Below are 11,783 nucleotides of genomic sequence, written 5' to 3' on the forward strand. Positions count from 1 at the left end.
GAAACTCAACCTGTGCTGGCTCGATCAACCGAACTTAGGAGACCCAAGGGTCCCGACCAACGGTCTTTGGTATGCAAGGGCTAACAATACACAGATCAGAAAAGACTGTCAAGCCTGCGCGTGCGGCAGCACCAGATGGTGATGGCCGCAGGGCAGCGCATCCGCAAGCAACGATCCAGCTCTGCAACGAATGCCGGCCACCCGATTGTCGGCATCCAAGGCCTTCAGCATGATTGGCGACCCGTCCAGCAAGGCCTCGACCTGACCCCCTGGCCTGACACCACATATAGGCGGGAGGATCAAATGACCCCGACAGCTCTGCGGCACCACCAGGTCCAGATCAATATCCGGCAGGAGGACAAACCCTGGCCTGCTATCCACTTTTCCTGTAATCCTATAGGAGATATGGATGTCCCCAGTGGGCACGGGCATGGTCAGCTCGGCCCTGCCCAGACCCCCAGGTTGGAGCGCGACAACGAATTCTCGATACCCGGGTTTCAAAGGCCGCAGCCCCATCAACCCGCTGGAAATCAGCCAGACAGGTGAGGCCCCCCAGGGATGCGAATAGGTGGTGTTGGATTTGATCGATGGATCCCAGGCCTCCATGGTGCCTCCGGCACCTTGGTCCAACATATGCTTCCAGGTGCGCATACCCTCCCCTGCCGAGAGCAGAGCCAGAGCATCAGCCCCTAGACCTGATCGATAAAGTCCATCCAGAAGCACGGCGGCCGCATAGGCGCTGCAGGCCATCCCTCTACGACGCAGATAGGCACCGACCGCCTCCAGACGAGCGGAATCCGAGGGGGGCGCAAAAGCCAGAACAAAGGCCGAGGCATGCATGGCACAGTGATTGATGACCGGACCGTCGGGACCGTCTAACAGACCATCCCGGTAAGCGCCGACCGCTGGATCGTAGAGCCGCTCATCCAGGGCCTCCTGCATTTTTCGGGACACCTCTGCCAGGCGGGCGGCTCTGCTGCGACGGCCCAGCGCCCGTGACAGACGAGCCATGGCTTCATAGGCGGCACTGGCCAGTGCGTTGATGACCGTGTTGACACGACCGAAGACATATCCATCGCGTTCAACGGGCGGCCAGTCGACCAGGTCGCCATCCATCTGGCTGGAAGTGCCGGGGTCCTTGACAATCAATCCGCTGTCTTGGTCCAGATATTTGTCTGGCAGCAGTCCCATAAGCCGTTCGTACTGGGCTGCCGCCTGGGTCAGATCTCCGGTGTGCATCCAGGCATCGTGCACAGCCAAAATGCTGTAGAGGGGCCACTCGGTGGGCCAGGTTCTGTTGGCGATGAGATAGTCCACACTGTAACGGCCCAGGGCGGGCGCATCATCCAGCACCATATGAGCCCGCTGCTGGATCCAGGCATCAGCCTCATAGGGGGCCCGCTCCCTGGTCCAGGAATCGACGTAGATGTCAGCGTTAAGTCCCCTGATGGTGTTCCGCCCCAGCTGCCAGACCCCATCCAACAGAGGCCTGTCGCAATGAAAACTGGCGTGGTCGTCATATACAGGAGCCTCAAGGCACTCCGCCCACAGTCCCCCTTCAGTCAGGCTCGCCAGCAACCCTTCAGGGTCAGATTCCGCAGGCCATATCATCTCCAGATATCGAAAGACCCGGATTCCCCAAGTCTGTGCCCGGTTGCTGCCAGGTTGCAGCCGCCAGCGATCCTGATAGACGTTGGAGGTGGCCAGACGGTAACGAACGCCTCCTTGGCCGTCCAGGACCTCCCCGTAGCGGACGGTCAGATCCAAATGTTGCGACAGATCCACCCGAAGCCCGATGCCGCCCAACCGCACGGAACCAAAGTCCAGCAGAAGATGGCCAGGAGCAGCCGCCAAAACCCTATGAGCTTTCACCCGAGTCAGTCTGGTGCCATCCGCAGGAGCGGCAAGGCACTTGGAGAATGAGGGCCGAATCCGAACCTTCCGCCAGGCAGAGTCGTCAAAGCCCGGCCGAGAAAAACCCCAAGGATATCGGGACAGGTCGATGTCCTCAGCCGGAGCCTGATAGTAGGTTGTGCCGATGGACGCGCTGTCAGGAAAGGCCTTGGCACCGCTAATAGCCTTCCATTCGGCGTCCGTGCCGTAGTGCTCCACACTGCCGTCAGGCCGGCCCACATCCAACTGGGCCTGAAAGCGTCGGCCTTCCATGGCATAGGCCACCACGCCCAGAACATTCTCCGCTCCCGGACGCAAGAGGCCGGTGACATCGTAGCCCCTGTAACGATCCTCTCCATCCAAGGGAAATACCGGCCCACAGCCCAGAAAGCGCCCATTGAGCCATAGTCGGTAGACAAACTGACGCGCAGGTACGGTGCTGTCAGCGGTCGCATACAGACTAGCCCAGAGAATCGGCCCCGGGGGCAGCCGGACCACACCACGCATCAGCGCCCATCCCCTGGCATTGCCCTGAGAACCTGAGGAGTTCCTTTCGTCCTCTGCGGACCAAATGGCCTGAGCGTGCCAGACCAGGCCAGGCCCCGTGCCAAAGGTGATGGGTTCAGACCCTATCAACCGACGGCCCTGTGCATCCAGCAGAAGAACGGTCAGCCAATACCGTCGCGAAGGATCCATATCAGGTCCAGGCAGACGGCTGCCATTAAGCTCGTCCGCAGGTTGGATGCCAGTGTCTACAAGTACCCGCCCCTTAGGTTGTTCGAAGACTCGTACCCTAGCGAAACGGACTTTATCCGCCCAGGACGGCAAGGGATCCAGCCTCCACCTGACCGTGGGATTGGTACCAGGTTCGATATCTACGGGACGGTCCCGGTCCTCGATCAGCACCTGCAAAGGCTCACAGCCCATTCCAGCGAATCCTCCTTGAGCCTGCTCTTAAATACAACTGTTCTTCATGAACCGCTATTGCCGGTAGTCCTGCAGCGCAGTGAAGGAGGAGCCCTTGGCTCCAGTGTCAGGCAGTCCATACATGGCCTGGACACCCGGGTCCCCGCTCTCACGGGCCATCTGCCGGAAGAAGGGGTCGGCCTGCCACCGAACAGCCGCCCAGACCAGATACCAGATTAGACCTGTGGCCAGAAGAGCCACCAGGATGGGCGAGCGCATCAGCCCCCAGGCATACCCAGCCAGGACGGCCAGCGATAGAACCAGCATGTACCAGCGACGCACCGACAGGAGGATGCCGTTGATCAACACCTTGCGGATGCGCGCCCGGGGATATTCCACCAGTAGCACCAGAGAGACCAAGGCGGTCTGAACCAGGAGCAGCAGGCATACCAGGATGGGGAGGAACAGAATCTGGCCCCATGAGAGCTGCGATGCAATCTGCAGATCATAGATCAGCGCGAAGGCGATGAGCCCCAGAGGCAGCCAAGTCACCCATGACCTCAGGGCCAGAACCTTGTAGGCCCGCCAGTAGGCGCGGAAGAACCCATAGACCGTCCCCGAATCCACATAGGGTTTCGCTATCCAATCCGGCAGAGACTGCCCTTGCTCTGTCATGGAATCCACGGCCTGCCGCCTGGCCCGGGCAGAGGCCGATGACAGGCCTGGGTGATCGCGATAGATGGCAAAGAGAGCAGCCAGACCAGGCGCGGACAGCACGGCTGCCAGCAGATAGGTCGGGAAGTACTGCAGATCTCTCAGAAAGATCAGTACAGCAACCATAGGCAGCATTCCCAGCAGAGAGCAGCATCCAGCACCCAGCACCACAGCAATGGAGTTGGTGATCCCCAAGAGGGCCCGCATGGCGTAGCCCTTGGCGGGACGCCCCTGGTCGCCATCGCTTCCAGCCAAGACTCAGCCTTTCATACCGGATGTCGCAATGCCGGCGATGAACTGCTTCTGACCGATGAGGAAGACGATCAGAATGGGCAGGACCGAAAGAACCGAGCCGGTCATGATCATGGCATAGTCGGCATTGTACTGGGAGATGAACAGCTTGAGGCCCAGCTGGATGGTGTACAGATTCTGCGAGCGCAGGTAGATCAACGGCCCCATGTAGTCATTCCAAGTATTTGTGAAGGTGATAATAGCCAAGGCTGCCAAAGGCCGACCAGCGGGTGAAGGCTATGTAGAAGAGGGTTAGCGTCGGGAACAGGGTCAGCGCTATGAACCCGATAAAATTGGGCGAGACAAAAAGCAAGCCATTGCGCAAATTCCGATGGGAGACGGCTTTAGCGTCGACACTGTTGCGTCCGCCGGATCTCTTGTTTCGCCCACCGCCAGAACCCCCTATTGTCGGTGGGAGGGTTGCCTCCGCGTTCCCATGGGCATCATCGCTGCTTTCTGCGTGCCGAACTGCGGCTGGTACTGAACCTTGTTGGTAAACGCAGTGTTCCAATCGATGGTCAGCTTGTCATCCTGCCATTCCAAGGCTCGCTTGTAATAGGGCTTCATGTAGGAGAAATCAGCCTTGAGGAAGGTTTGGCTCGCAGGTTTGCCACTCTGGGCTATGGCGAAGGACTGAACTACGGCCTGCCAACTGTGCATGTACATTGGGTAGACGCTGTTGGCGTCATAGCCGGCCTCGGGCAGCTTCTGTTTGAGCTGCTTGGCTGCCTTGGTGTAGTCATTCCAAGCTGATGAATCACAGCCATCAGAAAAGCCGTTGCTGGCTTACCTGCCCCGTGAATGTTCTCGAGCGATCACAACTACACTAAGAAAATGACTTCAGGAGTTTGTTGCAGTTTGTTTCCATCATGATTTTGCCTCAAACCGTCGGTATACACTGATAAGGCAGGCTGGGGGCATCGACCGTCATTACTGCTTTCATCATCGATAAGGCAAAGCATCGAGGCCAAACATGAATCAGGCAGAATCAGCGACTGAGAACGGCGGGCAGGACCAGGCAGGGGAGTTCCCCGAACCGCCGGTTTCAGGATGGCTGCCTGCACAGCGACGAGAGCTGATTCTGAACATGTTGCTCAGAGAAAACGTGGTTAGGGTGTCCGACCTTGCTCGAATGATGAGGACAACCGATATTACTATCCGAAGGGACTTGAACATACTGTCCAAAGCCGGTCTGGTCAGAAGGGTGCGGGGTGGCGCTCTCGCCGTCAAATCGCTGGATTCCCAGGACCAATCTGTCGGCTCTTTCGCAACATCTTCTTCTTACAACGCTGATGTAGCCTTGACCGGATTATCCGGCTCCTCGAATAAAGCCGAAGCAGCCTCGACCAACGTGGTCACCGGAAGAGGCGCTTCGAGTCGAACTGGTCGACGTAACGGTGATGGAAGTTTGAGCCGCAAGAAAGTCAGCAAAGCCGAAGCCAGCGGCAGCACATCGAACCCCACTATGGGCGAGGCTACAGGTCAGGATAGAGCAGCTGTCGTTCAAACAGGCCGAATCGGAGTGGCTCTGCCCGAGCCCAGCTTCATTTGGCCCTCGGTTACGGAAATCATTAGGCGCATGGCGGCGGAACATTATGGATTGCAAGTCATATCCGGGGAAACTTCCTATGAATCCTACCCAGAAGTAGACATCCTAGATGATCTGGCCGCCGATCCGCAAATACGCGGAATGATCGTGGCTCCTAGCGTCGATCCAGCCATCGGACCGGCAACCTGGCAGTGGCTGACCAAATGTCGACTGCCTATCACTCTTCTTGAACGGCATCCCCCGCGGTGGTTGCCCGTTTTCTTTGACTCCGTCCATACTGACCATCCAGCCGGAGTCCGCCAAGGACTACAGCACTTCCGTCAGCACGGCCATCATCGAGTGGGGTTAGCCTTGGGCCACACCCCGACTGCAGCCGATATCGAGCTAGGCTGGCGGCTGATGATGGAAGAGGGGGACGGCCTGGAACAGACCTTCCTACTGAAAGACAAACAGCCATATGTAGCCGAGGATGTGGAGCAAATCGTCACGACCATTCTGGAAACGCACACCACAGCCGTCCTGGTCCATCCCGACTACCTGTCTATCGCCCTGGTACAAGCCTTGGAACGACGGGGCCTTCACATTCCCCGTGACCTGTCCATGATCACCATTGACGGCTACACCAAGCGTCTAACGGTTCTGCGATCCTCGGCCCAGGACCTGGCAGCCGCTGCACTGCGTTTGCAGGTGCGACGGATGCGAAACCCGGACCAGCGCATCGAGCACGTCCGCATAGAACCGACGCTCATCGACCGAGGATCAGTGGCTGATTTAGACGAAGAACACGGAAGGTCCTATTAAGAACTGTGCAAAGCCGTTCATCCTACTTGCTTCATATGATTGGCTTCAGCGCAGCGGTCAGCACTCAGAGCTCACGCACGATGCCCAGCACCAGCCTGGCGGCCGTGTCTGCATATTCGGAGATGTCGAACTCCCGGAAAACCTCGTAGTCGGTGTCGGCGTTGTCGCTCAGAGCGCGGATGACCAGTGCCGGCACCTTGTTACGGGCCGCCACATGGCAGACAGCCGCACCCTCCATCTCGACCGCATCGGCCCCGGTCTGCTCCTTGACCTGGGCAATCTTCTCCTGGCTGTCCACAAAGTAGTTGCCGGTCGCAATGGTGCCGACGATATGCTTGATCCCCATGGCATCCAAGGTCCGATCAGCCAGATCCAGCAGGTGAGGGTCCGAGTGGAACTCCTCGGTGCCGGGGGCCGATTGGGCCACCAATCGCATGTCAGTGTCCAGATAGCGCAAGGTGCCTCCAAGTACCACATCGTTGATATGCAGGTCCTTGTTCAGGTTGCCGGCGATGCCGGAGAAGATGACGGCTCTGGGATGGAAGGCATCGATCAGATACTGTGTGGTGGCGGCGATGTTGACGGTGCCCATGCCGCCCACGGTGGCAGCCAGCCGAACCGGACCCTGTGACCCATCAAGGGTGCCGCATATGACCTTTAATCCAGCGTCGCCGGCACGGGAATCCTGATCTGCCTGTTTCAGGCCTTGGCCGATCAGGGCCACCTCCTCATCCATGGCTCCTATGACGGCAACCGGCCGTCGATCTTGGCCCTCCAGGGAATCGCCTGTTTCACTCATGCCTGACTCCTTATCCATGATTGCACCCGCAACTGCGGCCCGACCAGCCTACTGCAGGCCGTCAATCAACGAGCCGTGCCGCGACGACGGTCCACTGCCTCCGCCAGCTCCTCCAGAAGGTCCTGAGTGTCGGGCCAGGAGATGCAGCGGTCAGTGATCGAACACCCGTAGACCAGTTGGTCCAGCGGGGCAGGCTTCTGATTGCCTCCACGTATGAAACTCTCCATCATCAGTCCGGTAAAGCCCTCCTCGCCATCGCCTATCCGCTGGGCCAACTCGCGGACAACCTGGATCTGGCGCCGCTCATCCTTGCCGGAATTGCCGTGGGAGGCATCGATGATCAGTCCGTGGGCAGCCGCGCTGTCCTTGGGCATGCGCTGGCGCAGCACGGCAAGGGCCGCCCGCACCGAGTCCTGATCGTAGTTGGGGCCGGACTTGGAGCCGCGAAGAACCAAATGGCAGTCGGGATTGCCCATGGTCGCTACGGCTGCGGCCTGACCTTCGTGGTCTATCCCGAAGAAGGTGTGGCGCTGAGAGGCCGCATAGCAGGAATCAATGGCCACATCCACGCTGCCGTCCGTAGCGTTTTTGAAGCCGATGGGCATGGACATGCCGCTGGCCAGCTGCCGATGAACCTGGCTCTCCGTATTCCGAGCACCGATGGCCCCCCAGCTGACCGCATCAGAAATATACTGGGGCGATGTGGGCTCAAGAAATTCCGTGGCCGCTGGGAGCCCAGTCTCCAGCACACCCAGAAGAATCCGCCGTGCCAGGACCAGGCCCTTTTGGATGTTGTGGCTGCCATCCAGATCGGGGTCGTTGATCAGGCCCTTCCAACCGACCGTGGTCCGAGGCTTCTCGAAGTAAACCCGCATGACAATCAGCAGCCGATCCTTCAACCGCTCATTGACGGCCGACAGACGGCGAGCGTAGTCCAGCGCGGCATCGGGGTCGTGGATGGAGCAGGGGCCCACAATGACCAGCAGCCGATCGTCGCGCCCATGCAGACAGTCCACTATTTCCTGCCGGGAGCGGATGACCAGGTCCTTGGCCGGTCCATCCAAGGGGTATCGGGTCAGCATCTGCGCGGGCGAAGGCAGGCGGTCAAGCTCAAAGACCCGCCTGTTGACGATCCGCCCTATGCCTACCTCGTCCTCCCACCTGGGCACGTTCCCGGTCTGCAGGGGGTTGACACCGGCCGCCAGCGCCTTGTGCACCAGTTCGACCTCGTAGGCCTTGCTGGGTCGGGGTAGGGGCTCCTGTGGCTCATCCTTCATCCGACTCATGCCTTCTTCCTTTCCCGACGAGCTTGCACAGCATCAGCCAGGATCTGCAACAGTTCCTCGGTCCTGTCCCAGGAAATGCAGGCATCGGTGACGGACCGGCCGAAGACCAGCTGATTTAGCGGAGCCGGTTTCTGGTGACCACCCTCAAGAAAACTCTCCATCATGATGCCCGACAGGCCTTGCTCGCCCTTGGCGAGACGGTCTGCCAGCTCCTCGACCACCTGGGCCTCACGTACGGGGTCCTTGCCGCAGTTACCGTGGGCTGCATCCACGATCAGACCTCGGCAGGCGCCGGGGCCCAACGGCGCCTGATGTATGGCCTCCAGGGCGGATCGGACGGATTCCGGATCGTAATTGGGACCATGACCAGAACCGCGCAGAATGATGTGGCAGTCAGGGTTGCCCCTGGTCTCGGCAGCGATGACATGGCCGTCCAGGTTGATGGACAGGAAGTGATGCTCGGATGCCGCAGCCAGGCAGGAATCGACCGCAGCCTCTATGCTGCCATCGGTCGAGTTCTTGAAGCCCATGGGCATGGACATGCCGCTGGCCAGCTCCCTATGGACCTGACTCTCCGTGTTCCGAGCCCCGATGGCCCCCCAGCTGACCGCGTCGGAAAGATATTGTGGGGTGATGGGGTCCAGCCATTCTGTGGCCGCCGGAATCCCCTGGCCCAAGACCTGCCAGAGCACCTGGCGGGCCAGGCGAATCCCCTTGCGGATGTTGAATGTTCCATCCAGGTCGGGGTCGTTGATCAGCCCCTTCCAGCCGACCGTGGTCCGGGGCTTCTCGAAGTAGACCCTCATGACGATCAGCAGCCGATCCTTCAACCGCTCATTGACGGCCGACAGACGACGTGCGTACTCCAGAGCAGCCTCCGGGTCGTGGATGGAACAGGGGCCGGTGATGACCAGCAGCCTGTCATCCCGTCCATGCAGAACTTCGCGAATGGCCTGGCGGGAGTCTCTTACCAGACTCATCCGCTCCGAGTCCAAGGGTCGCGAGCGCAGAAAAACCCTAGGGGCCGGGATTGGGTCCAGCTGACGAATGTTGACATCCACTGTTTCGGGAAAGACGGCCGTATCGGCAAAATACTGCCGCTCCTCTTCCGGGATGATATCCGGTTCCTTGACGAATGCCACGGTCGCTCTCCTCTCTGTCGTACTGCGACGATTACGCCCGAATTCCTTATGACCGCCCACATCCGGGCCAATGTGGACAGTCCGTTCCCGCGATCCTTATAGACCACGGGGACGAACAGTTTGATGGATAAAAGTGGATGAATTAGTGCAGTAGCTCAGGCCAAGGCACCCATGGGGTCCCAGGCAGGCAGCATGATGGCATCCTGGTCGAAGGCCTGGCGATACTCCTCGGACAGCATGGACTTGGGTACGGCCACCTCGTAGACATACTGGCTGAACCAGTCGTCGCTCATGGTGAAGTAGCCCTTGTTGGCGATCTCTTCGCCCCAGGAGTTCTCCACCCGCCAGCGGTTGGTGGTCCGGCCGTCATCGGCCACGTCCACGCCCACGAATGCCATGGCGTGGTTCTGGGCCGAGTCGCCGAAGCGCACCCGCTGCTCCTTGTCCATGTCGAAGTCCACACCGTAGACCCGGCCATACTCGAACAGGTCGGTGGCCCACTGGCCGGCCTTGCGGTCCATCATGGGGTGGCAGTCGGCGCCGAACCATACCGGCAGGCCCTGCTCGCTCATCAGACGACGGGCGCAGTCCTTCATGACCTCCACCGGAACGTTCAGATACTCGGTGGGATCGCCGCCAGCCACGTTGCCCAGGTGCTCGATGCCGATCTTGCGGCCCTTGGGGTGCTCGGGGCGCGGATCGTCGACCAGGCAGACATAGTCCTCAAGTCCGGCATTCACGTAGCGCTTCCAGAACTCCTGCGGGGTAATCCGCCCATCCCGGTGGAAGACGCCATCCTTGTCGGTCCACTCCCAGTCGAAGCTGGTGGGCGGAGTGCCCAGATGAATGGTCAGCATACGATGACCGGCCTCCAGGGTCCTATCGATGATCTGGTCGATGCCGTCTGGGTTGGCCACCATGTGAGCCGTGGCCTGGTGGAGCAGACGACGCAGCTGATCGTTCATCTGGCCGGTGTCCTGGGAGGAGGCGGTCTCGGGGTAGAACTGCTTGGGTACTGCGCCGTACTTCTTATAGATGTTCATGGCCATGATCCACTGGCCGCCATCGCCCATGACATCGCCCATCAGGAAGCGCATGAGCTGGGAGTCGACGGGCTCGCCTGCACGCACCAGAGCCGCTACGTCGCGCAGGAAGTAGTTGACGCGCTCGAGCTTGTCGTAGTACATGGCGTAGTTCTGGGACAGCTCGAAGTCGCCCATGGGATTGGCGGTGCTTTCGTCATCAATGTTCAGAGCCTTGCGGGCCACGAATCGTGCCACGTTCAAGGAGCTGAAGAGCCAGCAGCGGCCGGAATGCGCCTGCGAGGTGACCGTGCCGTTGTCGATGCTAACCGAAAATCGGTGCTGCAGCAGGCGGGAGCGATTATAGTTGTGGGCCACTTCGTCGATGCCTACCTGGGTGACGGCGTTCATGGCGACGTGGTTGGCCTCACGCTCGTCGAAGGCGGTGCGCAGACCCTCCAAACGGGTCTGATCCAGTGGTGTCAGTGCTGATGTCATACGGTCTGTCCTTGTTTCCTTTCATGCGGATGTATCTGCATCCCTGCATCCAGCATAGCGGGAATCGGTCATCGTGGGTTCGTCTGGAGGAGGATGTGGACAGCTGCACCTATCAAGCCAGGGAGAAGCGCTGAGCCGCATTGACCACAGCCAGGACCACCAGGACAGCCAGCCCAAGGGAGATCCAGCCCTTATAGGTGCCAGGGCGTGAGCGATTGGCGTGCAAACGGTCTGCCAGCTGTCCCCAAATCAGCCAGAGGACGACCAGTCCCCCAACCAGGCCCAGAAGGGTCATTCCCTGGTTGATCAGCGTGCCGGTGCGGGCCGGCACCGTCTGGGTCAGCCACATCATGGCGTCGGCCAGGACCAGGTTGTTGAAGATATGCAAAGCCATGGACCAGAGGATGGAGTATTCCATGGCGATGAAACCCAGAACCAGGCCCAATAGGAAGGTGAACAGACTCTGGGTGATGTCCCCGTGCAGGCAGGCGAAGATAAAGGAGGAGGTGACGATGGCGAAGGTTCGCCCGTAGGGTCTGAGCCTGCCCATGACCACGCCGCGCAGCAGGAACTCCTCGACGACGGGGACCAGGATAGCCGTGTCCAGTGGCGACAGGAACCCATGCTGACCCGCAGCGATCTGCGAAGTGGTGGAATGGTAAACCAGCCCCAGTGCCTGGGAGCCCTGGTTGACCACCCATGTGAAGCCGGTTTCGATGCTGCTGGCCAGCATGATCAGCAGGATGGCCCCGACCAGTACGGCCGGACCAGGGTTGGCTTGAGCCTTGTACCGCACCGGGTTGGAGCCGCGGCCGAGCAGGTCCTGGCCACGGGTGCCGAAGAGGAAGACCAGCATGACCAGATCGCCCAGCAGATCACCTA

The 11,783-nt window shown here is 60.0% G+C and carries 10 protein-coding genes; 1 reads left to right on the forward strand and 9 read right to left on the reverse strand.

All coding sequences use genetic code 11. The annotated features are described in order from the left end of the window. Positions 1-108 precede the first annotated feature (108 nt). From AC0AP0_RS04910 to AC0AP0_RS04925, 4 genes are all read right to left on the reverse strand, one after another. On the reverse strand, positions 109-2,820 hold the full coding sequence (locus AC0AP0_RS04910) for an alpha-L-rhamnosidase-related protein (protein WP_490429556.1): 2,712 nt from the start codon (positions 2,818-2,820) through the stop codon (positions 109-111). A 54-nt stretch (positions 2,821-2,874) separates the two neighbouring features. Continuing rightward, entirely contained in the window at positions 2,875-3,768 is an 894-nt protein-coding gene (locus AC0AP0_RS04915; RefSeq protein WP_490429557.1) for a YesL family protein, read from the reverse strand. A gap of 3 nt (positions 3,769-3,771) precedes the next feature. Next, positions 3,772-3,972: a hypothetical protein gene (locus AC0AP0_RS04920; RefSeq protein ID WP_490429558.1), complete on the reverse strand. Its 201-nt coding sequence runs from the start codon at positions 3,970-3,972 to the stop codon at positions 3,772-3,774. Positions 3,973-4,206: 234 nt separating this feature from the next. Next, positions 4,207-4,464 (reverse strand): hypothetical protein, encoded by a 258-nt coding sequence (locus AC0AP0_RS04925; protein ID WP_490429559.1) that lies wholly within the window; start codon positions 4,462-4,464, stop codon positions 4,207-4,209. A 313-nt stretch (positions 4,465-4,777) separates the two neighbouring features. Here AC0AP0_RS04925 and AC0AP0_RS04930 point away from each other — a divergent pair, with 313 nt between their 5' ends. Then, entirely contained in the window at positions 4,778-6,154 is a 1,377-nt protein-coding gene (locus AC0AP0_RS04930; RefSeq protein ID WP_490429560.1) for a substrate-binding domain-containing protein, read from the forward strand. 64 nt (positions 6,155-6,218) lie between these two features. Here AC0AP0_RS04930 and mtnN read toward each other — a convergent pair whose 3' ends face one another. The 5 genes from mtnN to AC0AP0_RS04955 all read right to left on the reverse strand — a co-directional run. Continuing rightward, entirely contained in the window at positions 6,219-6,953 is a 735-nt protein-coding gene (gene mtnN, locus AC0AP0_RS04935; RefSeq protein WP_489931581.1) for a 5'-methylthioadenosine/S-adenosylhomocysteine nucleosidase, read from the reverse strand. A 65-nt stretch (positions 6,954-7,018) separates the two neighbouring features. After that, the gene (locus tag AC0AP0_RS04940) at positions 7,019-8,158 is read right to left on the reverse strand and encodes a 3-deoxy-7-phosphoheptulonate synthase (protein ID WP_490429564.1); all 1,140 of its coding nucleotides are present in this window, start codon (positions 8,156-8,158) and stop codon (positions 7,019-7,021) included. Between the two features lie 77 nt (positions 8,159-8,235). Continuing rightward, a complete protein-coding gene (locus AC0AP0_RS04945) occupies positions 8,236-9,381 on the reverse strand; it encodes a 3-deoxy-7-phosphoheptulonate synthase (RefSeq protein ID WP_490429561.1) in 1,146 nt (381 codons plus the stop codon). 155 nt (positions 9,382-9,536) lie between these two features. Beyond that, positions 9,537-10,901 (reverse strand): C1 family peptidase, encoded by a 1,365-nt coding sequence (locus AC0AP0_RS04950; RefSeq protein ID WP_490429562.1) that lies wholly within the window; start codon positions 10,899-10,901, stop codon positions 9,537-9,539. A gap of 112 nt (positions 10,902-11,013) precedes the next feature. Next, positions 11,014-11,783: CPBP family intramembrane glutamic endopeptidase (locus tag AC0AP0_RS04955; RefSeq protein WP_490429563.1), on the reverse strand; the 770-nt coding region annotated here is incomplete at its 5' end.

The sequence above is a fragment of the Bifidobacterium sp. POST2/T3 (B1) genome (assembly GCF_058197115.1).

What these genes read in the sequence shown, in the direction of transcription:
- AC0AP0_RS04910 (WP_490429556.1), bottom strand. Translation starts at nt 2,820, where the DNA reads ATGGGCTGTGAGCCTTTGCAGGTGCTGATCGAGGACCGGGACCGTCCC.
- AC0AP0_RS04920 (WP_490429558.1), bottom strand. Translation starts at nt 3,972, where the DNA reads ATGGGGCCGTTGATCTACCTGCGCTCGCAGAATCTGTACACCATCCAG.
- AC0AP0_RS04925 (WP_490429559.1), bottom strand. Translation starts at nt 4,464, where the DNA reads ATGCACAGTTGGCAGGCCGTAGTTCAGTCCTTCGCCATAGCCCAGAGT.
- AC0AP0_RS04930 (WP_490429560.1), top strand. Translation starts at nt 4,778, where the DNA reads ATGAATCAGGCAGAATCAGCGACTGAGAACGGCGGGCAGGACCAGGCA.
- mtnN (WP_489931581.1), bottom strand. Translation starts at nt 6,953, where the DNA reads ATGAGTGAAACAGGCGATTCCCTGGAGGGCCAAGATCGACGGCCGGTT.
- AC0AP0_RS04950 (WP_490429562.1), bottom strand. Translation starts at nt 10,901, where the DNA reads ATGACATCAGCACTGACACCACTGGATCAGACCCGTTTGGAGGGTCTG.